General features: G+C 60.4%; 23 protein-coding genes. 6 read left to right on the forward strand and 17 right to left on the reverse strand.

Annotated features, from left to right (window positions below):
* Positions 1-388: 388 nt before the first annotated feature.
* From hglS to AC3WMT_RS29175, 6 genes are all read right to left on the reverse strand, one after another.
* Positions 389-1777: a 2-oxoadipate dioxygenase/decarboxylase HglS gene (hglS, locus tag AC3WMT_RS29150; RefSeq protein WP_103306888.1), complete on the reverse strand. Its 1389-nt coding sequence runs from the start codon at positions 1775-1777 to the stop codon at positions 389-391.
* 87 nt (positions 1778-1864) lie between these two features.
* A complete protein-coding gene (gene glcF, locus AC3WMT_RS29155) occupies positions 1865-3085 on the reverse strand; it encodes a glycolate oxidase subunit GlcF (RefSeq protein WP_103306889.1) in 1221 nt (406 codons plus the stop codon).
* A 2-nt stretch (positions 3086-3087) separates the two neighbouring features.
* The gene (glcE, locus tag AC3WMT_RS29160) at positions 3088-4137 is read right to left on the reverse strand and encodes a glycolate oxidase subunit GlcE (RefSeq protein ID WP_103306890.1); all 1050 of its coding nucleotides are present in this window, start codon (positions 4135-4137) and stop codon (positions 3088-3090) included.
* Positions 4137-5636 (reverse strand): glycolate oxidase subunit GlcD, encoded by a 1500-nt coding sequence (gene glcD / locus AC3WMT_RS29165; RefSeq protein WP_103306891.1) that lies wholly within the window; start codon positions 5634-5636, stop codon positions 4137-4139. Before glcD ends, glcE begins: the two co-directional genes overlap by 1 nt.
* A gap of 190 nt (positions 5637-5826) precedes the next feature.
* The gene (locus AC3WMT_RS29170; RefSeq protein WP_103306892.1) at positions 5827-6753 is read right to left on the reverse strand and encodes an alpha/beta fold hydrolase; all 927 of its coding nucleotides are present in this window, start codon (positions 6751-6753) and stop codon (positions 5827-5829) included.
* A 21-nt stretch (positions 6754-6774) separates the two neighbouring features.
* Positions 6775-8229 (reverse strand): flavin-containing monooxygenase, encoded by a 1455-nt coding sequence (locus tag AC3WMT_RS29175; protein WP_103306893.1) that lies wholly within the window; start codon positions 8227-8229, stop codon positions 6775-6777.
* 213 nt (positions 8230-8442) lie between these two features.
* Between AC3WMT_RS29175 and AC3WMT_RS29180 the strand changes: the two genes are divergently transcribed.
* The 3 genes from AC3WMT_RS29180 to AC3WMT_RS29190 all read left to right on the forward strand — a co-directional run bounded on the left by AC3WMT_RS29180 (position 8443) and on the right by AC3WMT_RS29190 (position 10833).
* Positions 8443-9516, forward strand: a complete 1074-nt coding sequence (locus AC3WMT_RS29180) for a diguanylate cyclase (protein WP_103306894.1) — start codon at positions 8443-8445, stop codon at positions 9514-9516.
* 143 nt (positions 9517-9659) lie between these two features.
* Positions 9660-10076 carry a hypothetical protein gene (locus AC3WMT_RS29185; RefSeq protein WP_103306895.1) on the forward strand — a complete coding sequence of 139 codons (417 nt, stop codon included), beginning with the start codon at positions 9660-9662 and terminating at the stop codon, positions 10074-10076.
* Positions 10077-10530: 454 nt separating this feature from the next.
* Complete coding sequence (locus tag AC3WMT_RS29190) at positions 10531-10833, forward strand: hypothetical protein (RefSeq protein WP_103306896.1); 303 nt, start codon at positions 10531-10533, stop codon at positions 10831-10833.
* A 131-nt stretch (positions 10834-10964) separates the two neighbouring features.
* On the opposite strand, the gene AC3WMT_RS29195 is transcribed toward AC3WMT_RS29190, so the two are convergent.
* The 8 genes from AC3WMT_RS29195 to AC3WMT_RS29230 form a co-directional block, all read right to left on the reverse strand.
* The gene (locus AC3WMT_RS29195) at positions 10965-11834 is read right to left on the reverse strand and encodes an isocitrate lyase/PEP mutase family protein (protein WP_025111253.1); all 870 of its coding nucleotides are present in this window, start codon (positions 11832-11834) and stop codon (positions 10965-10967) included.
* Positions 11835-12001: 167 nt separating this feature from the next.
* Positions 12002-13036 (reverse strand): arginine N-succinyltransferase, encoded by a 1035-nt coding sequence (gene astA, locus AC3WMT_RS29200; protein ID WP_103306897.1) that lies wholly within the window; start codon positions 13034-13036, stop codon positions 12002-12004.
* Between the two features lie 61 nt (positions 13037-13097).
* Positions 13098-14114: an arginine N-succinyltransferase gene (locus AC3WMT_RS29205; protein ID WP_103306898.1), complete on the reverse strand. Its 1017-nt coding sequence runs from the start codon at positions 14112-14114 to the stop codon at positions 13098-13100.
* Between the two features lie 117 nt (positions 14115-14231).
* Positions 14232-15581: an APC family permease gene (locus AC3WMT_RS29210; RefSeq protein WP_103306899.1), complete on the reverse strand. Its 1350-nt coding sequence runs from the start codon at positions 15579-15581 to the stop codon at positions 14232-14234.
* Between the two features lie 91 nt (positions 15582-15672).
* Positions 15673-16425: an N-formylglutamate amidohydrolase gene (locus AC3WMT_RS29215; protein ID WP_103306900.1), complete on the reverse strand. Its 753-nt coding sequence runs from the start codon at positions 16423-16425 to the stop codon at positions 15673-15675.
* Positions 16409-17740: a type I glutamate--ammonia ligase gene (locus AC3WMT_RS29220; protein ID WP_103306901.1), complete on the reverse strand. Its 1332-nt coding sequence runs from the start codon at positions 17738-17740 to the stop codon at positions 16409-16411. The genes AC3WMT_RS29215 and AC3WMT_RS29220 overlap by 17 nt, the downstream gene beginning before the upstream one ends.
* Positions 17737-18381 (reverse strand): cysteine hydrolase family protein, encoded by a 645-nt coding sequence (locus tag AC3WMT_RS29225; protein ID WP_103306902.1) that lies wholly within the window; start codon positions 18379-18381, stop codon positions 17737-17739. Before AC3WMT_RS29225 ends, AC3WMT_RS29220 begins: the two co-directional genes overlap by 4 nt.
* Positions 18382-18383: 2 nt before the next feature.
* Positions 18384-19238 (reverse strand): MurR/RpiR family transcriptional regulator, encoded by an 855-nt coding sequence (locus tag AC3WMT_RS29230; protein WP_103306903.1) that lies wholly within the window; start codon positions 19236-19238, stop codon positions 18384-18386.
* Between the two features lie 330 nt (positions 19239-19568).
* Between AC3WMT_RS29230 and AC3WMT_RS29235 the strand changes: the two genes are divergently transcribed.
* Together AC3WMT_RS29235 and cobF are read left to right on the forward strand one after the other, a co-directional pair.
* A complete protein-coding gene (locus AC3WMT_RS29235) occupies positions 19569-20138 on the forward strand; it encodes a histidine phosphatase family protein (RefSeq protein WP_103306923.1) in 570 nt (189 codons plus the stop codon).
* Positions 20138-20893, forward strand: coding sequence for a precorrin-6A synthase (deacetylating) (gene cobF / locus AC3WMT_RS29240; RefSeq protein ID WP_103306904.1), 756 nt, complete (start codon positions 20138-20140; stop codon positions 20891-20893). Before AC3WMT_RS29235 ends, cobF begins: the two co-directional genes overlap by 1 nt.
* Before the next feature lie 146 nt (positions 20894-21039).
* On the opposite strand, the gene AC3WMT_RS29245 is transcribed toward cobF, so the two are convergent.
* From AC3WMT_RS29245 to AC3WMT_RS29255, 3 genes are read right to left on the reverse strand one after another with little or no spacing between them, the layout of a single operon-like run.
* Positions 21040-22221 (reverse strand): acetyl-CoA C-acetyltransferase, encoded by a 1182-nt coding sequence (locus AC3WMT_RS29245; protein ID WP_103306905.1) that lies wholly within the window; start codon positions 22219-22221, stop codon positions 21040-21042.
* Between the two features lie 11 nt (positions 22222-22232).
* Entirely contained in the window at positions 22233-22898 is a 666-nt protein-coding gene (locus tag AC3WMT_RS29250; RefSeq protein ID WP_103306906.1) for a CoA transferase subunit B, read from the reverse strand.
* A 24-nt stretch (positions 22899-22922) separates the two neighbouring features.
* Positions 22923-23621 (reverse strand): CoA transferase subunit A, encoded by a 699-nt coding sequence (locus AC3WMT_RS29255; RefSeq protein ID WP_103306907.1) that lies wholly within the window; start codon positions 23619-23621, stop codon positions 22923-22925.
* A gap of 261 nt (positions 23622-23882) precedes the next feature.
* Here AC3WMT_RS29255 and AC3WMT_RS29260 point away from each other — a divergent pair, with 261 nt between their 5' ends.
* The gene (locus tag AC3WMT_RS29260; RefSeq protein WP_103306908.1) at positions 23883-24758 is read left to right on the forward strand and encodes a LysR family transcriptional regulator; all 876 of its coding nucleotides are present in this window, start codon (positions 23883-23885) and stop codon (positions 24756-24758) included.
* Positions 24759-24800: the final 42 nt, after the last annotated feature.

Consider the following 24800-nt stretch of genomic DNA (forward strand, 5'->3'; position numbering starts at 1 on the left):
GTACTGCGCAACTTCTTGCCCACTTGGCTACAGGCCACGTAGATCATGGCTTGTAGGGCAATTTAGTAGTGAAATATTACGAGCAACTGCGCAACTTCTTGCGCAGTACGGCCAGATGCCATCATTGAGCGTGATGACGTTTTCTTTAGGGGGCGGACTGGTTGGGGAAAACGCGGGAGGATGGGGTATTGCAGACTAGGCAAAATCCAGTTTCTCCGGAGGAAGCACGCCAGCGTTTGCGCTGAGTAAATGCAAAACCTGTGGCGAGGGAGCTTGCTCCCGCTGGAGTGCGTAGCGCTCCCTAAGATCTTCGTTACTGCACTTTTTTTGGGGCCGCTGCGCAGCCCATCGGGGATAAATCCCCTCGCCACAACGGGCAGCGTGGTGTTCAGATTGATTTCAAGCCCAAGATGTCGGCGCATTCCTTGAGCGAACGCTGTTGCGTCTCGGCGTACAAGCCCAATTCATCAATGGTCGAGCGCCCCAGCGCCTGTTCGAACGCCTCGCGATTGGAGTGTTCGCCATAGTGTGTCTGCGCTGCATCGCCCAGATTTGACTGAAAAATCCCCGCCGCACTCACCGGCAGGAAATCTTCGTACACCAGCGGTTCCGCTTTCACATAACCGTCGCGCAACAAATCCTCCAGCGAGGCGTCGCCGAGACTACCTGCCGCCACACCTTTTTCCGTCACGAAGTAGCGAAAGTACGCCAACTCCTGTGCGCGCATGCCCTCGACGCTGTCGGGGAATTCGCCAAAGTGTTGAGTCATCAGCGCGTTGTAGCGTGCGGCGTTGCCTTCGTTGGGAAAGTCACCGAGTTCATCGCGGGCCGCATTCAACAAGCGGTCATACAGCGCACGGCCCTTGGGCGTCAGCGCCGCGCCGCGTTGTTCGATTTCGCCGAAACGCGCGCTGTGGCTGCCACGGGTTTCGCTTTGATCGGTGAAGGCGATCGGCTCGTCCAGTGCCTTGAAACTGGTCTGGCGCAGCAGGATCGGGCATTGCCGACGTGGCGGGCCTTCGATCACTGCTTTGGGCGTGATGCCGTGGGCTGGCATCTGCTGCTGTACGGCGTCGATGTCCAGCGTGCGTGGTGTCAGGTGATTGATGTGCGGACCTTTGAACGCTACTACGTCGGCGATCAAACGGTGTTGGGCGCTCAGTGTCTGGTACTGCGCGGCGGTAACAGTTGCGCTGTGATGCCAGCGAAAAGTTTCCAGTGCCTGTAGGACGAATTCTGCGGCTTCAGCTTCCGTCAGCCCGCCAGCCGTTTCAGCCTGCGCGATCAAACGCAACGCCGCTGGCGTAAAGATCGAGCGCTTGGCCAGCACTGACTCCGCAAACCCGCGCAGCTCGGGGTCTTCAATCAACTCCAGGCGCAACAACGAGGTGAATACCCGAAACGGACTGACTTGCAGCGCCTCTTCATGCAAGGCGCGAAATGCCGTCGAATGCACCGGCACACCCGCCGGCGTCAGGTCGTAATAACCCACCGGTTGCATACCCATTACCGCGAACAGGCGAGCGAGGGTCGCCAGTTCTGTCGCCGTGCCCACACGAATGGCGCCATGACGCTCCATGTCCAGACGCTCGATTTCACCGGTACGATCAAGTTGCCGGGCGATGTCTGGCTGCCGGGACAGCACATCGCGATTGGTCTGCTCGACCAATTCCATTAGCGCGCCGTACAGCGGCACTTCTTCGCGGTACATGTCGGACATCGCTTTGGAGAAGCGTTGGCGGATCAGGTCGGGGCTGACGAAAGGCTGCACGCTCATGAAAAAATTCCTGCCACGGTCACGGAATGGATGGGGGAAAAGATCGCAGCCTTCTCACACGCGGGCAAACGAAGAATCCTACGAACTTCATTCTGCCAACGACTGATCCACCAGTTCGATCCAGTGCCTGACGGGTGTGCGTCCGGCGCTGGCGAGGTGGCTCTGGCAACCGACATTGGCGGTCACGATCAGTTCGGGGCGACCGCTCTCTAGGGCGTTGAGGCGGTTGTCGCGCAATTGCCGGGCAAGCGCCGGTTGCGTGAGGGAGTAAGTGCCTGCCGAGCCGCAGCACAAATGGCCGTCCGGCACGGCGGTGAGGTTGAAGCCGAGGCGGGTCAGCAGCGCTTCCACCGCGCCACCGAGTTTCAGCGCATGTTGCAGGGTGCAGGGGCAATGTACGGCGATCCGCCGTTCAGCGGCCGCGCAGATCTGCTCCAGCGGTTCTTGCGTGAGGATCTGCACCAGATCCAGCGTCAGCTCACTGATCCGCCGCGCCTTGTCGGCGTAGGCCGGATCATCCTCCAGCAAATGCCCGTAATCCTTGATGAATGCGCCACAACCGCTGGCAGTCTGCACGATGGCTTCGGCGCCGTTTTGCAGGTGTGGCCACCAGGCGTCGATGTTCTGCCGGGCACGATCAAGGCCTTTGGCCTGGGCGTCGAGGTGATAATCCAGTGCACCGCAACAACCCGCCTCGGTCACCGGGGTGACACTGATTCCGAGTCGATCCAGCACCCGCGCCGTCGCGTCATTGGTATTCGGCGCCAGCCCCGGCTGCACGCAGCCTTCAAGCAACAACACCCGGCGCGAGTGCCGTGGCGCTGGGCGCAAACCCGACGTTGGCAGATGTTGCGGCAGCTTGCTTTCAAACATCCGCGGCAACAGCGGGCGGAACGTAGTGCCGACGCGCAACAAGCCTTTGAACAGCCCAGGATTCGGCGCCAATGCGCGCAAGCCCTCGCGTAACAAACGTTGTGCGGCCGGGCGCGGCACTGCGCGATCGACCACCGCCCGGCCAATGTCGAGCAAGTTGTGATAATCGACACCCGACGGGCAGGTGGTTTCGCAATTGCGGCACGACAGGCAACGGTCCAGATGCAGTTGGGTCTGCGCGGTCGCTGGCGCGCCTTCGAGCACTTGCTTGATCAGGTAGATGCGCCCGCGCGGGCCATCGAGTTCGTCGCCGAGCAATTGATACGTCGGGCATGTCGCGTTGCAAAAGCCGCAATGCACGCAAGTGCGCAGGATCTTTTCCGCCTCGGCGGCGCGGGGCAGCTTTCGGGATTGCTCGCTGAGGGTGGTTTGCATGGCTAGACCTCCGCGTACATCCGGCCGGGATTGAACAGCCCTTGCGGGTCGAGTTGCGCCTTGAGTTGCCGGTGATAGCGCAGCAGTGTCGCGGGTAAAGGCTGGAACGGTGAGTCACTGGCGCCGTGGGTGAAACAGGTGGCGTGGCCGCCGAGTTCCTGGGCGAGTATATGAATGTGCTGGCTGTCCGATTTCAACCAGCGTTGCGCGCCGGCCCAGTCGATCAGTTGTTCGCCGGGCAGGTCGAGTGGGCCAAGATTGTTCGGCAATGACAGCCGCCACAGCGGCAGACCCTCGTCAAAAAATGACAAACGTTGCTCGTTCAAATCGCGCCAGAACAGCGAATCCAGCGCCTCACCGCCCAGGCGTTGATGCGCCGCCGTCACTGATCCTTCGCCGCCCTCCAGTCGCAGGTACAGACTGTTGCCATCGTGGCACGCCGCGCTGATCGGCAACGGTTGCTGGCCCCATTCGGCGAGATTGGCCAGTGCCCGCGCGCAATCGATATCGAGGCGGATGCTCAGGCACTGGCGGGGTTTGGGCAGGACTTTCAGCGAGACTTCGGTCAGCACACCGAGACAGCCATAACTGCCGGCCATCAGCCGCGACAGGTCATAACCGGCGACGTTTTTCATCACCTCGCCGCCGAAACGCAGGTGTTGACCGAGCCCGGTGATCACTCGCGTGCCGAGGACGAAATCACGTACCGAGCCCGACCATGGCCGTCGAGGGCCGGACAGCCCGACGGCGATCATGCCGCCGACCGTGGCGCTTTCGCCGAACGACGGCGGCTCGCACGGCAACATCTGACCGGCAGCGTCCAGTGCCGCGAGCAACTCGGACAACGGTGTACCTGCGCGCACGGTGACCACCAGCTCTGTTGGGTCATAACGGACGATGCCGCGATGCACGCGGGTATCGAGCACTTCACCGGCCACCTCGCGGCCGAGAAACGCCTTGCTGTTGCCGCCCTGAATTTTTAGCGGCGTGGCATTGGCCCGTGCTTCATTGACCTGATCGAGCAGGGCGTCGGCAGCATCGAAATCGGCCATCAGAAACGCTCCAGCTCGGGAAACGGCAGTTGCCCGGCGTGAATGTGCATGGCACCGAACTCGGCGCAGCGGTGCAGGGTCGGGATATTTTTGCCGGGATTGAGCAGGCCTTGCGGGTCAAACGCGGCTTTAACGGCGTGGAACAGGCTGAGTTCGTCATTGTTGAATTGCGCGCACATCTGATTGATTTTCTCGCGGCCGACCCCGTGTTCACCGGTGATGCTGCCGCCAACGTGCACGCACAATTCGAGAATCTTGCCGCCGAGGGCTTCGGCGCGGTGCAGCTCGCCGGGCTGGTTGGCATCGAACAGAATCAGCGGATGCATGTTGCCGTCGCCGGCATGAAACACGTTGGCCACGCGCAAGCCATATTCCTCGCCGAGGCGGGCGATGCCTTGCAGCACGCCGGGCAGTTCGCGGCGCGGGATGGTGCCGTCCATGCAGTAATAATCCGGCGACAAGCGGCCGATGGCCGGAAAGGCATTTTTGCGCCCGGCCCAGAAACGCACGCGCTCGGCTTCGTCGCGGGCCTGGCGCACTTCGGTAGCGCCGGCCGCGGTCATGACCTCGCGCACCCGTTGGCAGTCGTCGTGGACATCGGCTTCGACGCCATCGAGTTCGCACAGCAGGATCGCTTCGGCGTCGACCGGGTAGCCGGCGTGGATAAAGTCTTCGGCGGCGCGAATCGCCAGGTTGTCCATCATCTCCAGACCGCCGGGAATGATCCCCGCCGCAATGATTTCAGCCACGGCACGCCCGGCCTTTTCCACGGAGTCGAAACTGGCCAGCAGTACCTTGGCAACTTGCGGTTTGGGCAGCAGTTTGACGGTGACTTCAGTGATGATCCCCAGCAGACCTTCGGAACCGGTGAACAGCGCGAGCAAATCGAAACCTGGTGAATCGAGGGCCTCGGAGCCCAGGGTCAAGCGTTCGCCTTCAATGGTCAGCACTTCGATTTTCAGCAGGTTGTGTACGGTCAGGCCGTACTTGAGGCAATGCACGCCACCGGCGTTTTCGGCGACGTTGCCTCCGATCGAGCAGGCGATTTGCGAGGACGGGTCGGGCGCGTAATACAAACCGAACGGCGCGGCAGCCTGGGAGATCGCCAGATTGCGCACGCCGGGTTGCACGCGGGCGGTGCGGGCGGCCGGGTCGATGTGCAGGATGTTGTTGAAGCGCGCCATCACCAGCAGCAGGCCTTTTTCCAACGGCAAGGCACCGCCGGACAAACCGGTGCCAGCGCCACGGGCGACCACGGGGACGTTTTGCTGGTGGCACAGTTTGAGCAGGGTCTGGACTTGTTCGAGTCGATGGGGCAGGGCGACCAGCATCGGTGTGGTGCGGTAGGCGGAGAGGCCGTCGCATTCGTAGGGTTTGAGCTCTTCTTCGCGCCAGAGAATGTCGAGATCAGGCACGGCGCGCTGCAAGGCCTTGAGCAGATCGGCTTTGTTCACATCCGGCAACGGGCCGTCGAGGCGTTCGTCATAAAGAATGTTCATCTCAACCCGAATCTCTCTGGTGATGAGGAGGATTGACTGTGGTGAGGGGATTTATCCCCGATGGGTCGCGCAGCGGCCCCAGTGCAGAGAATGCTGAGGATCAGACAGATTGCATGCACAGGATGGGGGCTGCTTCGCAACCCATCGAGGATAAATCCCCTCACCACAGGGGTCGGGTTTATCTTGAGGATCATTTTTGGTTTCCGAGAAAGTCCCGGTACAGCCGTGCGGTATTCCCCGGCTGTTCGACCATCGGCATATGCCCGACGCCATCCCATACATCCACCTGCAAATTGGCGATGCCCTTGCTCCAGACCGGCACGCTGCTGACGTCGATCAACCGATCCTTGCGGCCCCACAGCAGCAGCGCGGGACATTTGATGTCGGCCAGTTTCGGCTCCATCGGCGGGCTGGCGCGGAAATCGCGGAAAATTTCTTCCAGGTCATCGCGTTGTTGTTCATAGCGCTGAGCAATCGCGTCCAGCACCAGCTTCGGGACCCACGGCGGCGAAGCCATGGTCATTGCATAAAACTGGCGGAATTCCTCCCGGGAATTGATCAGAAACGGGTTATGCCCACGGGCCAGGTGGCGCTCCATGTCGCTGGCCTCTGGTGCGGTTACGCCGGCCGGATCGATCAGCGCCACCGAAGCAATGCGCTCCGGATACGTCGCCGCCAGCCACGCCGCGATGTAACCGCCCATGGAGTTGCCGATCACATGGACTTTCTCCACACCGCAGACATCCAGCAACTGGATCATGCGCTTGGCCTGCAACGGAATGTCGTAGCCACCGCCGGCCTTGAAGCCGGTTTCACCGTGGCCCGCCAGGTCCGGAATGATCACCCGATACTGGCGCACGAAATGCCGGGAAAAGCGCAGCCACAGGTTCTTGTCGGCGCTGTAGCCGTGCAGCATCAGGATCGCACTGGCCGCCTCGTAAGGCCCACCTTGCCAGGTCGACACCGTCATCTCGGCAATCGGCACTTCAATCTTGTGCAGTTTGTACAACTTGGCCTCGATGGCCATGTTCAGGTCATACAGCCAGTGGCCAACCGCCGGATAACTCAACCAGCTCCAGGCCACGAACACCGCGAGGGCGACAAACAGCAAAAGCATCGACGTCTTCCTTTTACGTAGTCAGGACAAAATGTGGTCGGCCGGTTTCAGCGCCCGGGTCAAGCGGTGATAGCTGAAACTGAAGCCGGGAAACATCGCGATCACATGACCGCTCTTGCTTTGATACCAACTGTGGCAGCCGCCGGACTTCCAGACCGTGCGTTCCATCTCCCGGTGGATCATTGCAGTGTAGGTACGTTCTGCCTCGGGGCGCACTTCGATGCTGTGCAAGCCTCTGGCTTTTACAGTGCGGATGCAGTCGAGGATGTAGTTCATCTGCGACTCGATGATGAACAGCGCCGAGGTGTGGCCGATGCCGGTGTTGGGCCCGGTGACGATAAACAGGTTGGGAAAGTCCGGCAGGCTGGTGCCGAGATAGGCGCGGGGATAGTCGGCCCAGACATCTCTGAGTTGCACGGCGTTTTTTCCGCTGACCGGGTAGGAAATCACGCCGTCGGTGGCGTCGTAACCGGTCGACCAGACGATCAGATCAACGTCGATGTGCTGGCCGTCCTGAGTGTTGATCCCGCTTTCGTCGATTGAAGCGATGCCTTGTGCGCGGGTGTGCAGCGTCACGTTGGCGCGGCTCAGCGCCGGGTAATAAGTGCTGGAGACCAGTACCCGTTTGCAGCCGATGGTGAAGTCCGGGATGAGTTTTTCCTGCAGTGCCGGATCGGGCACCTGACGTTTGAGAAAACGCAGCGCCTGCTTTTGCACCATATGAATCGCCGGTTTCGAATATTTGAAGGCGATCACCCGGGTTTCGAACTGCCAGTAGATCAGCCAGCGCAGCAGTTTGTAGGCTGGTTTCAGGCCCAGCAGCCAACGTTGAAACGGCCCGAACACGCGATCCGCGCGTGGTAACACCCAGTGCGGTGTGCGCTGGAACACATGCAGTTGTTCGACTTGCGGCGCAATTGCTGGAATCACCTGCGCCGCGCTGGCGCCACTGCCAACGATGGCCACGCGTTTACCGCGATAGTCGTAGCCGTGATCCCAATTGTTTGTATGAAAGGTCTTGCCATGAAAGCGATCTTGCCCGGGGAAGTGCGGGATCACCGGTTGGCTCAATGGCCCGGTGGCATTGATCAGGAACTGTGCGTAGAACGTGCCTTTGCTGGCCGTGTGCACGGCCCAGCGCTTTTCCGCGTCGTCCCACTCGACGCGTTCGACATCGGCTTGCAGTTCCACCCGCTCGCGTAGACCAAACCGGTCGATGACGTGTTCGGTGTAGCGGTGCAATTCTGCCTGTTCGGCGAACATCTGCGACCAGCGGTAGGGCGCGAACGACAATGAATACAGCGGCGACGGCACATCCACCGCCGCACCGGGGTAGGTGTTCTGGCACCATGTGCCACCGAAAAAGTCACGGCGTTCCAGCAGGCGAAAATCGTCGATCCCGGCCTTGAGCAGATTGACCGCCGCGCACTGCCCGCCAAATCCGCTGCCGATGATCAACACTTGGTAGGTCTGCATGGGTCTCCTTCTTATAGTTGTTTTTCCATTTTCATCCTTTCAGGTATAGCCAAATATTTGCACTGTGCGCGTTGGCAATACTTCCCCATTGGAAGCGGGCTTGAGGTGTTCTGTTGAGGCCGCTGGCCGGTGATGGCTATTTAACGTTGCCCTGTTAGACTCCCAGCACATCCGTCCTGCGGTGTGCAGTTCCGTCGAGTGGTCGAGGCCCTTATGGGAAACACGGGAGGAAAGGGACTTTCATTAGCCAGGAGGCTTTATACATCGCGAGTCCTCGGGCTGATGCTTGGGCTGCTCTGCGTGTCTGTGGCGATGTACACGCTCGATCCGCCGCTGTGGGTCTGGGCGCTGATGCTGTTCAATGGCCTGGTCTGGCCGCATCTGGCGTATCAATGGGCGCGTCGCGCGCGGGTGCCGTACCACGCCGAACACCGCAATCTGTTGATCGACGCCTTCCTCGGTGGCTTCTGGGTCGCCGCCATGCATTTCAATCCGCTGCCCACGGCAACGACAATTTCGATGATGGCGATGAACAACGTCGCCATCGGCGGTTTGCGTTTTCTGCTGGCCGGTTCGGCGGCGCAGCTTCTTGGGGTAGGCGTGGGGCTGGTGGTGTTTGCCCCGGCGTTCGTGCCGCAAACCTCGCCTGCGCAAATGTATGCCTGTTTCCCGTTATTGCTCCTGTATCCGTTGGCCCTGGGCTGGATCTGCTTTCGACAGGCCTACACGCTCGGCCGGCATAAACGCGAGTTGCTGGCGCTGAGCCGCACCGACAGTCTCACCGGTTTGCTCAACCACGGCGCCTGGAAGGATCAACTGGAAATCGCTTTTCAGCGCTGCAAACGGCAGAAGCAGGGCGCGGCGATTGCGCTGATCGACATCGACCATTTCAAGGCAATCAACGACACCTACGGGCATGTCGCCGGCGACATCGTGTTGCGGCAATTGAGCAAGATGCTCAAGCAGAATCTGCGTGCCACCGACGTTGGCGGCCGTTATGGCGGCGATGAGTTCTGCGTGATCCTCCCGGATTTGCCGCTGTTTCATGCCGCGCAGGCGATGGAAGCATTGCGCGAGCGCTTCGCCACGCTGGGGTATGAGCAGAACCCGGCGTTGAAGGTCAGTCTGAGTATCGGTCTGGCGGCGTACGAACCGGCCCATGCCGATGCGACGCGCTGGCTCAATGACGCGGATCAGGCGTTGTATGAAGCCAAGGCGAGCGGGCGCAATCGGGTGGTGTGCAATTGCGACAACCTGCCGAAACAGCCACTGCTGGATTCGGTGTAATTCTCGCACTCTCCGGCCTCTCGAAATTACCACTCGTCCCCAATGAATGTGTGATGCCATAATGATGTCTTCGATCCTGCCGTAGGATCAAAAACTACTGGGGATAATCCCAATCCCTAATAACCACATTCCAAGGAAGACAGATGACGGACAAGGCAGATACTCAGGAAGAAAGCAAGGTATCGACAACAGCCAAACACATAGTTGCTCTGTTGCTGGTATCCGTAGGTATTTTTATCGCCGTACTTTTGCTTTGTCTGGCGATGTCATCGGGCGGCCCAATTGCTTTTTCATTGGGAACATTGTGCGCGGGAGTCTGGATTGGGGTTGCAACGCTGATCTTTGACTTTAGTCAATCTGCAAATAAAAAACTCACTGCCCTTGGGATCTTTTTAAGTCTTGCGGGCTATGCTTTTGCACTGAAGGGGGCATTTTATCCCGTACACGATGTTTCATTTCCTACGGACCAAGCGTTCACTGTGAATACGGATGCAGATCTGTGCTCATTCAAGACAAAGACCGGTAAATTAATCTGCCCGGTATCAATTGCCCCAAAATAAAACGGTCCGTCAATTTGATAGGGTGAAATACCGCCTGATTCGTGACGATTGTGCATAAGGCGATCAAGTGCGCAACTTTCCAGAATTCGTATCGCCGGGATTTAGCAAAAGGCTTACAACTTGATGTTATTCGTGGGAAAAGTGGAAGGCTTGAGCGGCGCACAACTTTCCAAGACGTTTCCTACAACGTAACCTGTTGCCGCATTTCGGTATCGACCTCTATAGTTCGAGTTCGCGGAAAAACACCGCGAACGACCTTGGCCGGTCGGTAACCTGAAATGCAACAGTGCCATTGTTCAGACCTCCAAGGCCTGAGCAGCGTGTAATGGTAGCTGTGCGCGGGACACCTGCGGGTGTGCCGGATCTTTCAGGTATCTGGTCGGCCAACCCGCACACAGCTGCCACCTGATTCGTTTGGCCGCGAACGGTGGTTGCTTTACCTGGAGATACACCTATGACCGACCAAGTAATGCCCCGCTACCTCCCCATCGACACCTACGACGCCGAATCCCCGGTGCTCTTCATCAACACCCATACAGAACTCAGCGACATGGCCGCCTGTGCAATGCACCGGTTCGTCGTCGTGCGCGATCTGGCCGACACCCTGGCCAGTCTCAACCTCAAAGGCATTTCCGATTGTGATCTGACGCGGGTGACCAGCGCGGTGCATCTGTTGATGCGCGAGGGGTGTGCGATTCTGAATGTGATTCAGGTGCGGGCGATGCAGCGGGAGGAGGCGTACAAAACCCCGATGTAGCGGTGATGCGGCTGACGCCATCGCTGGCAAGCCAGCTCCCACAGGGTTTGGTGATGAGCACAAATCGGTCATTAACCGCATAACCTGTGGGAGCCTGGCTTGCCAGCGATGGCGTCAGCCCGGCCAACTTATTACTCCTTGACGCTCATGTATTCCTTGGCCCAGAGAATGTATTCCTCCGGCTGGGTATAGGTGTGCGTCAACTCGGTCGCGCTCAGGTCGGAAGCCTGGGTAAAGATCTGCCGCTGTTCGCGCAGGCTGTCGTAGGTTGCCTTGATCGCCGCAAAGTAAGCACCATGCCCATCGATGGTCACGCGCACGCCCAGTTCGGCCAGACGCTTGTCGTCACGCAGCGCCGGGTTGCCGTAGGTGACCAGCATCAGTGGCACGGTCAGGTGTTCGGCGATCTGCTCAAGCTGATCGAAGTCCTGCACGCCCACCATGCAGATGCCGTCAGCGCCTGCGGCCTGATATTGGCGGGTGCGGCTGATGATTTCCTGATTCGGCAGAATGCCGGCGTTGGTGCGGGCGATGATCGCCATTTCCGAATCGACCCGTGCTTCCAGCGCCGCGCGGATCTTGCCGACGCCTTCGGCGACCGAGATCAGATCGGTGGATTTACGCCCGAATTGCGCGGGCAGCAGGGTGTCTTCGATGGTCAGGGCGGCGACGCCGGCGCGTTCCAGTTCGACGATGGTGCGCATCACGTTGAGGGCGTTGCCGTAGCCGTGGTCGGCATCGGCGATCACCGGCAATTGGGCGACGCGGCCGATGCGGGTGGCCTGTTCGGCGAACTCGCTGAGGGTGATCAGGGCAAAGTCCGGCGCGCCGAGCACCTGCAACGAGGCCACGGACCCGCCGAGAATCCCCACTTCGAAACCCAGGTCAGCGGCAATGCGTGCGGACATCGGGTCGAACACCGAAGCCGTGTGGTAGCAGGTGTCGGAGGCCAGCAGCTGACGGAAGTTACGGCGCAAATCTTGATGAGAAAGCCTGGTCATACGAGTTCCACCAATACAAAGGAATGGAAAGGCTTGAGCAAAGGTGTCAACGCCGAAGAGTGAAAAGGCTATCACGCGAATGGGTCAAGGATCATGACGAATTTGCAAGGTGGCTGTTTGCCGACGAATCTCCTGCTGAAAGGATTCATCTTCGAAGGAGTGGACAGTCAGGCTGCCACAGCCTGCTGCTGTTGATTGGGCAACATTACCGCCCTGACCGAATTGCCCGGTTGCAACTGCAAGCGTTTGGCCGTCAGACGATCGATCACCAGGCTGCTGCCGACCCGACGCGCCCGCGCCACCGTGATGCGGCAGTTTTCCAGGCGGCGGTTATGGATCAGCCACAGAGGCGCCTGTTCGTCCGGGCTACCGAGGCTCAGGGTCAACTCAAGGCTGTCGCGTACCGTGCGGATGTTGCGGACCGGCGCTTCAATCACCGGTCCACCGTCAAAAATGTCGATATAGCCCTTATGCGTGAAACCCTCGGCCTGAAGAATTTTCAGCGCCGGCTCGGTGTTGGGGTGCGCCTGGCCGATGGCCGCCTGGGCCTGTTCAGTGAGCATGCAGGTGTACAGCGGTTGGCGCGGCATCAGCTCAGCGATAAAGGATTTGTTGCCCAGCCCCGACAAATGGTCGGCGTGGCTGAAATCCATTTGAAAGAAGTGCCGACCCAGGCTGTCCCAGAACGGCGAACAGCCCAGCTCATCGGCGCTGCCGCGCAATTCGGCGATCATCTTTTCGCCAAACAGGTGCGGAAACTCGGCGACGAACAGCAGGCGCCCCAACGACAGCAGACGCCCGTTACTGCCGTGACGATGCTCATGGCCCAGAAACAACGAGCACAACTCCGATTGGCCAGTCAGTTCATTGTTGAGAAACAGCGTCGGAATCTGCCGCTGAATGCCCAGGTTCGGCGCCGAACTCACGGTCAAACCGACGCGATAGTTGTACCAGGGCTCGCGCAAGCCGATCGCCCCGGCCATGGCGCTGACGCCGACCACGCGCATGTCATCGTCTTCGAGCACGAACAGGTAGTCGGCGTCGGCACGTTCCACCTGTTCGGCGAACGCGCGTTGCGCCCAGCGTACCCGGTGGGACAGGCGATCTTCATTGGCCGGCAGGGTGGTGAACCCAGGGCCCGCCTGTTTTACCAGAGCCATCAAGGCTGGCAGGTCGCTGACTTTAACCGGGCGGACAATCATGCTGTAACTCCTTCTGCGCGCCTGTTCGGGCACTGTCGTTGGGTGCGGAACCGGGCGCGGTTCACAGGGCAATCAGGCGGATCTGGCTGCCATCGGTCACGTTCAGCGCCGCACACATTGCAGGGGTGAGGGACAGCGGTTGATCGGGCTGGTAATCGAGTTCGGCGACGATGGCCCGGAAGCCGTGCAGCGCATCGTTGCTCAGCAGATAACGGCCACGCGCATCAATCTGTGGCTGTTGCTGCACGGCGGCGATCTGGCTGTGGACGATCGAGCGGATGTTCGCCGTGCGCGCGAACAGCGTCGGGCCGGCGTCGAACAGGTCGATGTAGCTGTTGGTTTCAAAACCTTCACGCTCAAGAATGTCGAAGGCTTCCTGGCCGTCCGGATGGATTTTGCCAATACAGTCCTGCGCCGCTTGCGGCAGCATCGGCACGTAGATCGGGTATTGCGGCATCAGTTCGGCAAGGAATGTGCGGCTCTGCAACCCGCACAGACGCTCGGCTTCGACGTAGGGCAGATCGAAGAAATGCTTGCCCAGCGCATCCCAGAACGGCGAGTTGCCGCTCTCGTCGCTGTAACCGACGATTTCGGTGATCACCGCTTCGGCAAAGCGCTGCGCGTGGGCCGCTATGAACAGCAAGCGTGCCCGCGAGAGCAATTCGGAAAACGGCGTGCGCACCAGCGCCGCGTCGATGTGGAAACCGCGCAGCAGGGTGTGATCGTTCAGGTCGTGGCACAACGACAGCGCCGGCACGCCGTGCTCAATGTTCAGTTCCCGCGAGGCACTGGTGAAGTGGCGGTTGCGCAGGCTGTAGAAGGGTTCGTCGAAACCGGCGGTGGCGAGAATCTCCGAGCAGCCCAACAGCCGCTGATTGCTCAGGTCTTCCAGCACGAAGAAGTAGTTTTCCGGGCCGTGCGCCGCGGCGTCGCTGTCGAACGACGCAGAGGAAGCGGCGATTTTCTCGCGCAGGCGGTCGCTGTCGTCCGGCAGGGAGGTCACGCCCACCAGGCTGTCGCGGGCCAATTGTTGGAGCTGGGTCAGGTCAGTCGCTTCGACTGGGCGTAAGACCAGCATGGATGTACTCCTGTATCAAAAGGTTCGGCGAATCACCGAACCTGACTATCACTGTCGGGTTCCACGCGTTAAATCGGCGGTCGCCTGATTTGTTGTCAGACGCCGCTCTTTTTCTTGTCAGCCGTTGCTCGGGTCAGGCAACGCGGTACTGGCGCCGAGCTTGTTGAGGAAGAACAGGTACACCAGACCCAGGGCAATCCAGATCAGGCCGAGTTTCTGCGCATCGACGCCCATGTTGTACATGATGGCCGCGACGATGATGAAGCCGATCACCGGGCAGATCAGGTGGCGCACAACCTGACCGGACTTTTGCCGACGCCAGTAGTAGTTGATGACGGTCAGGTGCAGCAGCATGAAACCGCTGAGTGCGCCGAAGTTGACCAGCGAGGTCAGGGTGTCGACCGAGTTGATGAACAGGTAGCAGATCACCAGCGACAGCACCGCCACCAGATAAATGCTCAGGTACGGCGTGTTGTGGTTTGGGTGGACCTTGGCCAGCACTTTCGGCAGCTTGCCGTCGCGGGCCATGCCGAACAGCAGGCGCGAGACCGCGGCTTGCGAGGTGATCGCCACGGCCACGCCCCAAGCCAGTGCAGTTGCCACACCGGTCAGCGTTGCCAGCCAACTGCCAGCGGCGATTTCGGCGATTTCATAGAACGCGGTGTCGGCTGACTTGAAGCCCATGCCGGCGGCCAGATCGGTAGCGATCCAGGTTTGCGCAACGAAAATCACGCCCATGACCACCAGTGTGATCAACGCGGCTTTGCCGACGCTCTTGCCCGGGTCGCCTTTGATTTCTTCTGCGAGGGTGGAAATCGCATCGAAGCCGAGGAACGACAGTACTGCGATCGATACCGCTTGCATCAGCAGGGCGAAGTTGAAGGTTTCCGGGTGATACAGCGGCGCCAGGGTCAGCTCACCGTTACCGCCGCCGTTGTGCAAGGCGTTCCAGGCGTAGAACAGGAAGATCCCCAGCACCACCAATTGCGCCAGCAGGAAAATGATGTTCATCCGTGCGGTGAAGGTGATGCCGCGCAGGTTGACGAAGGTCGCGCTGACAAGAAACGCCAGAATGAAGCCGACTTTCGGAATGTCCGGATACAAGTGATTGAGCGCCATGGCCGCATACACATACAGCAGCGGCGGAATCAGCAGGTAATCGAGCAGCATCAGCCAGCCGGCGATGAAGCCGACGTGTTGATTGAGGCCGCGTTGCGCGTAGGAGTACACGGAACCGGCAATCGGAAAAGCCTTGGCCATGCTGCCGTAGCTCAACGCCGTGAACAGCATCGCCACCATGCCGATGATGTACGCCAGCGGCACCATCCCCGGTGCCTCGGCGTTGACGTAGCCATACACACCGAACGGGGCGATGGGGATCATGAAGATCATCCCGTAGACCACCAGGTCGGTGAGGGTCAGGCTACGTTTCAACTCTTGCTTGTAGCCGAATTCTTCAATTTCCATGAAGCGCAACTCCTTGTCAGCCATCGATTGTTTTTTAGTTGTTCTATCGGTAATCCGTTACAGCATCAGCAGTCTCTACAGGCGTTTTTTCTTACAGCAATGGCGCCAGATACCCAGCCCAGCGCGCCACGTCCTCGGGATTGCGCAGCAAGTCGTTGCGCACCTCGATCAGCACTGAATCCAGACCCCGAGCATCGCCATGCACGGGCACGGTCATATCGCCCAGCGGATCGATCTTGTACGGCTGGTTGCCGGCCACTTTCAGCGGGTGTTTTTCGAGACCGTCGAGCAAACGCTGGGCATAGGCCTTGGCCTGGCCGAACAGCACGCCGATTTCCAGTGGGCGTGGCTGGCCGTAGTACACCGGGGTGAAACTGTGAATCCCGACCACTCGCACCGGTTGGCCCTTGGCGATGCGCTCGTCGATCAGTGTCTGCAAACGCGCGTGGAACGGTTTGAACAGCGTCTGCCGACGGTATTCGCGCGCGGCTTCGTCCAGCTCACGGTTGCCCGGCACCTGATAGATCTCGCTCTGCGCGGGAATGCTGTCGGGGGCATGCCGTGGGCGATTGAGGTCGATCAGCAGCCGCGAATAGTTGGCGCTCAGCAGCGTTGCGCCGAGTTGCTCCGACAATCGCTCGGCCAGTTGCAGCGCACCGATGTCCCACGCGATGTGTTCACGGGCGGCGACATCGTCCAGGCCCAGATTGTTCAGGGCCTCGGGTATGTAACGACTGGCGTGCTCGCACACCAGAATCAACGGGTGCGTCGAGTCGGCGCGGCTCAGGTTGTAGACCGGTCGGGTGTACAACCCCAGCTCGGCGGATTCAGTACAGGCGTGCATAGTGTTCACACAGGTCAGCGGGCGAGAGCTGTTCCGTCAGCGCCAGTTCCTCGGTTTTCAGGGCGTGGTAAGTGTCGAGCAACGGCTTGGGCAGCCATTCGTTGAAGGCGGCGCTGTCGCGCAGGCAATCCAGGGCCTGGGCCAGCGAGGCGGGCAGGGCGACGATGCCCCGGGCCTTGCGTTGCTCGTCGTTGAGTGAATCGGGCATTTCATCGGTGATCGCGTTCAAGGCCAGACGCTGTTCGATGCCCAGGCGTCCGGCAATCAACAGTGCGGCCATGGCCAGGTGCGGCGAGGCGGTGGCGTCCATGGCGCGGAACTCGACGTTGAATTGCGTGGCTACGGGTTTGCCGCCGAGGGTCACGGTCGGGCAAATGCGCAACGCAGCTTCACGGTTCTGTTGGCCGAGGCAGGCGTACGACGCGCTCCAGTGGTGCGGCTGCAAACGCTCGTACGACACCGGCGTCGGTGCGGTGAACGCACACAACGCCGGCAAGTAATGCAGGATGCCCGCCGCCCAATGCTGGCCGAGGGTCGACAGGCCATTGCTGGTGCCGGCGTCGTAGAGCATCGGCTGGCCGGCCAGATCGAGCAGGCTGACGTGCAGGTGCACGCCGTTGCACACCGCGTCGGCTGCGGTTTTCGGCGCGAAGCTCAGGTCGAGGCCCATTTGCCGGGCGATCTCGCGGGTGATCTCGCGCACATTGACCGCACGATCCGCCGCGGCGACGCCAAGCGTCGGGCGGCAGGTGATTTCGTATTGGTGCTTGCCGTATTCAGGCAGGAACATTTCCGGTTCGACACCGCCGGCACGCAAGGCGCTGAGCAGCCAGCCACCGAATTCGGCGCCCTGGCGCTGGGCTTCGAGGGAAAACGCCAGGTGTTCGGCAAAGCCTGCGTGCAGGTTGAATTCATGTTCGAACGCGGCATTGACCTGCAAGCCGAGTTGATCGCGATAGCGTTCGATTTCGTCGCGCAACAGCGTGCGCGGGCAGGCACCCCACGGCCGGCCATCGGTTTCGCGGATGTCGCCATGGATAAAGTCCAGCGCGGGCGCTTCGGGATCCGGGCCGTTGCTGACGGTAACGCGGCTGCTCAGGTCGGGGATCAGACGCAAGTCGCCATAGGCGCCCCACGGATTGGTCGAGGCAATGATGTCCTGCGGCGTCAGCGCGCTGTTGGCCGGCACCCAGCCACAACCGGCGGCTTGGTAGTGTTCCAGCTCATCGGTGGGAAACGAGCGGCCACGGGTGATGCCGATCAGGTCGGTGGTGACGATGGTGGTCATCGGCAACGGCGTCAGGCGGGCGCTCATGGCCGCATCTCCTGCAACCGGCCGAGCACGGTTTGCGTGTCGGTGATCCAGCAATAGCCCTTGATCGCGTTGAGGCAGGCGTCATGTCGCGCCGGGGTGTAGGTGGCGCAGGCGTCTTCGACCAGCGTTACCAGATAGCCGCGGTCGGCGGCGTCACGCACGGCCATGTCCACGCACTGGTCGGTGACAATGCCGGCGATGATCAGGTGACGGGTTTCAAGGTTGCGCAGCACGTAGTCGATGTTGGTCGAGTTGAAGACCCCGGAAGAGGTTTTCGGCAGGACGATTTCATTTTCCACCGGGGTCAGGTCTTCGATGATCCGCGCCTGCACGCTGCCCTTGGGCAGATGCATATCCGACAGCTTGTGATCCAGCGAGCGGTCGCGGCCGTCGGCGGTCAGGCTTTCGATAATGGTATGGAGCACGTTCTGCCGCGCTTCGCGAAAGGCGCTGAGCAAACGTCGCTGATTGGGCACCACCTGCATGTGTGCACGGGTCAGGAAATACTCGGCGTCCGGGCCGTTCAGGTGCGGGTCGAACTGCGGTTCGAGCCAGGCACGCTGCATGTCCACCAACAACAACGCAGTGTGATCGGTGACAAAGGGCAAGTCCCGCGGCGAGCGGTGGGGAAGGCTGAACATCCTTATTTATCCTCCAGCAGGTGGGTGTTGAAGTCGTTGCGCAGGGCGTCGATGCCTTCCAGGCGATCGGCCAGATTGTCGGTGCGCAGGGTCAGACAGGCGATCAGCGCTTCGACCTGTGCCAGCGCCGGCACCATGGTGTCGAACGGTGAGGCCGATTCCACCGGGGCGCTGATGATCAGGTCGGCCATTTCGCGCAGCGGCGAGGCGTAGATGTCAGTGAACAACACCACGCGTGCGCTATTGTTTTTCGCCGCACTGGCGACGCGCAGGGCCTGGGTCTGATAGCGGCGGTAGTCGAACACCAGCACCACGTCCTGACGTTGCAGATCGAACAGTCGATCCGGCAGTTGCGCGTTGTCCTCCAGGGCAAAGCAACCGGGGCGCAGCAGGCGCAAGTGATTGAGCAGGTAAGTCGCCATCAGGCTGCTGAAACGCCCGCCGAAGCAGTACACCTGATGCCGGGCATCAAGCAGCCAGTCGGTGAGGATGCGCACATCTTCAGGCTGGGTCAGCGATTGTGTATCGACCAACAAGCGATGGCTGTCAGCCAGATAGTGGCTCCAGGCGTCATCCTTGTGCTGTTGCGCGCGAGGTTGCAACAACGTACGAGGCGAGCGCAGGCGATGGTCCATGTCGCTGAGCAGCGCATCCTGGAATTCGGCGTAACCGCCGAAACCGAGTTTTTTTACCAGCCGTACGATGGTCGGATCGCTGACTCCGGCATGTTCGGCCAGACGCGCCATCGGCCCCAGGCCGTTTCTCGGGTACTGGTCCAGCAAGGCGCGCACGACTTTACGTTCCGACGGCGTAAGATCGAGGCCGGGGTCGGTGATCAAGTCTCTGAGAGGGGGCATCCTGGCTCCTGCTGGATGGGTGTGTCGAATTCGCTTCACAATCCGTTAAAACAGTATTTATGTAACTGGCGCTACATGTCTAGTGAATTCTTCGTGCTGTTGAAAAGGCCCCAAAATGGAGCAAGACGCCCGTGTAACAAGGGCTACACCGGAGTCGACAGGTCTTGTAGTCCATTGCCCACAGCCATGTCAGACATTACCGTTTTTGCGCTTAAGTCACTTTTTCGCGACATTGCATCAAGCCCCCCTGAACCCCCGGTTTACGGCACAATTACCCTCGATTCGGCATTGCGCCGTGGATTTTCATGACTATCGACAGAGTGAATGATCGTGCAGACCACCTGTTTGACCCTGATGTGCCATGCGCGAACCGTCGCACAAAAATTGGCGTGTTTTCCTACGAATGAGCCTGTTGAAAACACTGCGCTGGCTTCTGACTCGCTGGCCGGGCGTTTCGCAGCCCCACGACGCCTGATCTGCGGCCCTGAATTGCGCACTCGCCAGACGGCTCGGTGGTTCGGTGCCGATGCGCAAGTCGAAGAGGCGCTGCGCGATTGTGATTGGGGGCGGTGGCACGGCCGGGCGATCAAGGATCTGCAGCGTGAGGAAGACGCGGCGCTGCAGGCCTGGCTGGAAGATCCCCACGCCACGCCTCATGGTGGTGAATCGGTGGCCCAGCTTTGTGAACGTGTGGCAGCGTGGCTGCAAAGTTTGCAAGTCACGCCGGGCCACGTGGTGGCAGTCACCCATCCGTTTGTCATCCGCGCCGCGCTGATCCAGATGATGGGCGGCTCAGCCTTTCATTGCATTGATGTCGAGCCGCTGTCGGTGATCGAATTGCGCTTTACCGGTCTCTGGCGACTGCGCTTGCCCGGTCTCGACCTTGAAGGAGCACGCTGATGAAACAACTGTTGGTGATTGGCATCGGCGCCGGTAATCCGGACTACATCACGATGCAGGCGGTGAAAGCGCTGAACCGCGTGGATGTGTTCTTTCTGATGGATAAAGGCCAGAGCAAGGACAAACTGATCGATCTGCGTCGCGAAATCTGCGAGCGCTATATCACCGATCCGACGTACCGCTTCGCCGAGGCCCACAGCCCGGAGCGTGAGCGCGGTGATGTGGACTACAGCGCCAGCGTTGATGATCTCAACCGCGCCAAGCAGCAAACCTTCGAACGGCTGATCAATGACGAATTGTCTGACGGTGAGTGCGGCGGTTTTCTGGTGTGGGGCGATCCGGCGTTGTATGACAGCACTGTTCGGATTTTGCAGGCGATTCTTGCGCAAGGCCGCTGTGCCTTCGAGTTTGAAGTGATCCCCGGGATTACCAGCGTTCAGGCGCTGGCCGCGCAGCACAAGGTGCCGCTGAACACCATCGGAAACTCGGTGGAAATCACCACGGGCCGGCGGTTGGCGGCTGGCAAGGTCAGTGACGCGGACAGTCTGGTGGTGATGCTCGATGCTGAAGATTCCTACCACCATGTGGCTGATCCGCAGACCGAGATTTACTGGGGGGCTTACCTGGGGACGCCGGATGAGATCCTGATCAGCGGCAAGCTGGGGGAGGTGGCGGATGAAATCGAACGGGTGCGCAAGGCTGCGCGGCTGGAGCATGGGTGGATCATGGATACGTATCTGCTGCGCAAGCCATAGATTTCACTGACTGGACGGGCTCCTTCGCGAGCAGGCTCGCTCCCACACTTTTGATTTGTAACCGACACAATCCCCTGCAGGAATGCAGCTAAGCAGGGCAGGCAGCGGGCGGATGTCGTGGATCCGCCCGCTGTCTGTATTGCTCGTTACACGCGTTGCAGCGCCAGGGCTACGCCCTGACCGCCACCGATGCACAGGGTCGCCAGACCCTTTTTCGCATCACGTTTGATCATTTCATGCAGCAGGGTCACCAGTACGCGGCAACCCGACGCGCCAATCGGGTGACCCAGCGCGATCGCGCCGCCGTTGACGTTGACCTTGTCCAGATCCCATTGCAGATCTTTGGCCACCGCCAGCGACTGCGCGGCGAAGGCTTCGTTGGCTTCGATCAGGTCGAGTTGGCCAATGTCCCAGCCGGCCTTGGCCAGGCAGCGACGGGTGGCCGAAACCGGGCCGATGCCCATGATTGCCGGATCGACACCGGCGTTGGCGTAAGCGGCAATGGTCGCCAGCACCGGCAGGCCCAACGCTTTGGCTTTTTCGGCGCTCATCAAGATCACCGCTGCAGCGCCGTCGTTCAGCGACGAAGCGTTGCCGGCAGTGACGCTGCCGTCCTTTTTGAACGCCGGGCGCAATTTCGCCAGCGACTCGGCGGTAGTATCGCCACGCGGTTGCTCGTCAACCTTGAACGCAATCGGATCACCTTTGCGCTGCGGAATCAGGATCGGGGTGATTTCATCGACAAAGCGCCCGGCCTCGATGGCAGCGGCGGCTTTCTGTTGGGACGCGGCAGCGAAGGCGTCTTGCTGTTCGCGGCTGATCTCGTACTTGTCGACCAGGTTCTCGGCGGTGATGCCCATGTGGTAATCGTTGAACGCATCCCACAGACCGTCGCTGATCATGGTGTCGACGATTTGCGCGTGGCCCATGCGCAAACCGGTGCGGGCGCCCGGCATCACGTAGTTGGACAAACTCATGTTTTCCTGGCCGCCGGCGATGATCACGTCGGCGTCGCCGCAACGGATAGCTTGCGCACCGAGGTGCAGAGCCTTCAGGCCCGAGCCGCACACCTTGTTCAGGGTCATGGCCGGTACGGCGTGGGGCAGGCCAGCCTTGATCGCGGCCTGACGCGCCGGGTTCTGGCCGGCGCCGGCAGTCAGCACCTGACCCATGATCACTTCATCCACCTGAGCACCGTCCAGGCCGGTCTGCTCCAGCAACTGACGGATCACCGCAGCGCCCAGATCTACAGCGGAAACACTGGCCAGGGAGCCCTGGAAACTGCCGATCGCGGTACGCGTGGCGGCAACAATGACGACATCTTGCATTTTCGAATTCCTCACTCGGCAGCGAACTGCATTTCCGGTACGTGATCCGGGACGATCAGTTTACCAGCGGTTTTGGCGACGATTTCCTCGACGCTGACGCCAGGTGCGCGTTCCTTGAGGACAAAAGCGCCATTTTCGATTTCCAGATAGGCGAGGTCGGTCAGCACACGCTTGATGCAGCCGGCGCCGGTCAGCGGCAGGCTGCATTTGGATAGCAGTTTCGACTCACCGTCCTTGGAGGCGTGGGTCATGATCACGATGATATTGTCGGCGCCCGCCACCAGATCCATGGCGCCGCCCATGCCCTTGACCAGTTTGCCGGGAATCATCCACGAGGCGATGTTGCCTTCGACGTCGACTTCAAACGCGCCCAGCACGGTCAGGTCGACATGGCCGCCGCGGATCATCGCAAAGGATTCGGCCGAGTTGAAAATCGACGCGCCGATGCGTGCAGTCACGGTCTGTTTGCCGGCGTTGATCATGTCGGCATCGATAGTGTCTTCCGTCGGAAACGGGCCCATGCCGAGCAGGCCGTTTTCCGATTGCAGCATGACTTCCATGCCTTCGGGGATGTAGTTGGCGACCAGGGTCGGAATGCCGATACCGAGGTTCACGTAGTAGCCGTCCTGCATTTCGCGGGCGACGCGCTGAGCCATTTGTTCGCGGGAAAGTGCCATGTTCTTATTCTCCGTCAGCCTGAATTATTTGCGGATGGTGCGCTGTTCGATGCGTTTTTCGAACGTGCCGCAAATGACCCGATCGACGTAGATGCCGGGGGTGTGGATCTGCGACGGATCCAGCTCGCCGGGCTCGACGATTTCTTCGACTTCGACCACGGTGATCTTGCCGGCAGTGGCGGCCAGCGGGTTGAAGTTCTGCGCGGTATGACGGTAGATGACGTTACCGAAGTGGTCGGCTTTCCAGCCTTTGACGATGGCGAAGTCGCCGGTGATGGACTCTTCCATCAGGTACTTGCGACCTTTGAACTCGCGCACTTCCTTGCCTTCGGCGACAGGCGTGCCGACACCGGTGGCGGTGAAGAAGGCCGGGATGCCGGCGCCGCCTGCGCGCATCTTCTCGGCGAGGGTGCCTTGCGGGGTCAGGATGACTTCGATTTCGCCTTTGAGCAGTTGCTCTTCGAACAGCTTGTTTTCGCCAACATAAGAGGCGATCACCTTGCTGATCTGGCGGTCGGTGAGCAGCACGCCGAGGCCGAAACCGTCGACGCCGCAGTTGTTGGAAACGACGGTGAGGTCGCGGGTGCCTTTGCGCTTGATCTCGGCGATCAGGTTTTCCGGAATGCCGCACAGACCAAAGCCGCCGGCGATGACGGTCATGCCGTCCTCCAGCCCGGCGAGGGCTTCCTCGTAGGAACTCACGCGCTTGTCGAAACCTGCCATATGCACCTCTTTTATTATTTGCGGGCGGCTGGCTAGCCGAATGACTGGAGTGTCGCGCCGGGCGATATATTTGTTAAGTTGATTTTTAAGGTTGATTAATAGATAAAACTCATCAAAGCGCCACGTTAGGGTTGATCGTTCCCACGCTCCGCGTGGTAACGCATCCATGGACGCTCCGCGTCCAGTGACGCAGAGCGTCACGGGCAGCATTCCCACGCGGAGCGTGGGAACGATCATGCACGAGAATCCTGAGGCTTCATTATGACCATCAAACAGATCCGCGCCTTTCTCGCTGTCGCCCAAAGCCTCAGTTTCGCCGTGGCTGGCGAGCGTCTGCACCTCTCGCAATCAGCGCTGAGCCTGACCATCAAAGCCTTGGAGGAGGGCCTCGGCGGGCGCCTGTTCAGCCGTAATACCCGCAACGTCGCCCTGACCGCCGAGGGCGAATCGCTGCTGCCGCTGGCCCGGCGTCTGATCGCCGACTGGGACAACGCCGAAGACGAAATGCGTCAGCGCTTCAGCCTGCAACGCGGGCGGGTGACGCTGGCGGCGATGCCATCGTTTGCCGGCAACCTGCTGCCGCCGATCCTCAAGACCTTTCGGGCGCGCTATCCGAACGTTAACGTGACGGTCAATGACGTGATCAACGAACAAGTGCTGGAGATGGTTCGTGATCGCCAGGTTGAGCTGGGCGTGGCGTTCGAACCCATGCAGAACACGTCTATGACGTTTACCCCGCTTTATCTGGACCGCTTCGTTGCGGTGGTGCCGCAGGATTCGCCGCTGGCCGCCCGCAGCGAAATCGACTGGCAGACGTTGCTGCAGGAACCGTTCATTACCTTGCAGCGACCGTCCACGGTGCGGGTGATGCTTGAGGAGCACTTGCAGGCCCGGGGTATGAAGTTGCCGGTGGAGTTCGAGAGCCATCAACTGGCAACGGTCGGGCGGATGGTGGCCAGTGGGCTGGGAGTGAGCGCGGTGCCGGCATTGTGCGCTGAACAGATGCAGGAATTGGGCGCGCGCTGCCTGACGTTGAATGATTCGGTGGAACGGGCGATTGGCGTGTTGACCGAGCCGGGCAATGAACTGTCGGCGGCGGCCCAGGCGTTGTTCGATATCCTCAAAACCGAACACTGAACCTGTAGGAGCGAGCCTGCTCGCGATAGCGGTGTTTCAGTC

This window comes from Pseudomonas sp. FW305-7 (genome assembly GCF_058786735.1).

Excerpts from the sequence above, each read along its gene's own strand:
- hglS (WP_103306888.1), bottom strand. The coding sequence starts at position 1,777 with ATGAGCGTGCAGCCTTTCGTCAGCCCCGACCTGATCCGCCAACGCTTC.
- glcF (WP_103306889.1), bottom strand. The coding sequence starts at position 3,085 with ATGCAAACCACCCTCAGCGAGCAATCCCGAAAGCTGCCCCGCGCCGCC.
- glcE (WP_103306890.1), bottom strand. The coding sequence starts at position 4,137 with ATGGCCGATTTCGATGCTGCCGACGCCCTGCTCGATCAGGTCAATGAA.
- glcD (WP_103306891.1), bottom strand. The coding sequence starts at position 5,636 with ATGAACATTCTTTATGACGAACGCCTCGACGGCCCGTTGCCGGATGTG.
- AC3WMT_RS29170 (WP_103306892.1), bottom strand. The coding sequence starts at position 6,753 with ATGCTTTTGCTGTTTGTCGCCCTCGCGGTGTTCGTGGCCTGGAGCTGG.
- AC3WMT_RS29175 (WP_103306893.1), bottom strand. The coding sequence starts at position 8,229 with ATGCAGACCTACCAAGTGTTGATCATCGGCAGCGGATTTGGCGGGCAG.
- AC3WMT_RS29180 (WP_103306894.1), top strand. The coding sequence starts at position 8,443 with ATGGGAAACACGGGAGGAAAGGGACTTTCATTAGCCAGGAGGCTTTAT.
- AC3WMT_RS29185 (WP_103306895.1), top strand. The coding sequence starts at position 9,660 with ATGACGGACAAGGCAGATACTCAGGAAGAAAGCAAGGTATCGACAACA.
- AC3WMT_RS29190 (WP_103306896.1), top strand. The coding sequence starts at position 10,531 with ATGACCGACCAAGTAATGCCCCGCTACCTCCCCATCGACACCTACGAC.
- AC3WMT_RS29195 (WP_025111253.1), bottom strand. The coding sequence starts at position 11,834 with ATGACCAGGCTTTCTCATCAAGATTTGCGCCGTAACTTCCGTCAGCTG.
- astA (WP_103306897.1), bottom strand. The coding sequence starts at position 13,036 with ATGATTGTCCGCCCGGTTAAAGTCAGCGACCTGCCAGCCTTGATGGCT.
- AC3WMT_RS29205 (WP_103306898.1), bottom strand. The coding sequence starts at position 14,114 with ATGCTGGTCTTACGCCCAGTCGAAGCGACTGACCTGACCCAGCTCCAA.
- AC3WMT_RS29210 (WP_103306899.1), bottom strand. The coding sequence starts at position 15,581 with ATGGAAATTGAAGAATTCGGCTACAAGCAAGAGTTGAAACGTAGCCTG.
- AC3WMT_RS29215 (WP_103306900.1), bottom strand. The coding sequence starts at position 16,425 with ATGCACGCCTGTACTGAATCCGCCGAGCTGGGGTTGTACACCCGACCG.
- AC3WMT_RS29220 (WP_103306901.1), bottom strand. The coding sequence starts at position 17,740 with ATGAGCGCCCGCCTGACGCCGTTGCCGATGACCACCATCGTCACCACC.
- AC3WMT_RS29225 (WP_103306902.1), bottom strand. The coding sequence starts at position 18,381 with ATGTTCAGCCTTCCCCACCGCTCGCCGCGGGACTTGCCCTTTGTCACC.
- AC3WMT_RS29230 (WP_103306903.1), bottom strand. The coding sequence starts at position 19,238 with ATGCCCCCTCTCAGAGACTTGATCACCGACCCCGGCCTCGATCTTACG.
- cobF (WP_103306904.1), top strand. The coding sequence starts at position 20,138 with ATGAAACAACTGTTGGTGATTGGCATCGGCGCCGGTAATCCGGACTAC.
- AC3WMT_RS29245 (WP_103306905.1), bottom strand. The coding sequence starts at position 22,221 with ATGCAAGATGTCGTCATTGTTGCCGCCACGCGTACCGCGATCGGCAGT.
- AC3WMT_RS29250 (WP_103306906.1), bottom strand. The coding sequence starts at position 22,898 with ATGGCACTTTCCCGCGAACAAATGGCTCAGCGCGTCGCCCGCGAAATG.
- AC3WMT_RS29255 (WP_103306907.1), bottom strand. The coding sequence starts at position 23,621 with ATGGCAGGTTTCGACAAGCGCGTGAGTTCCTACGAGGAAGCCCTCGCC.
- AC3WMT_RS29260 (WP_103306908.1), top strand. The coding sequence starts at position 23,883 with ATGACCATCAAACAGATCCGCGCCTTTCTCGCTGTCGCCCAAAGCCTC.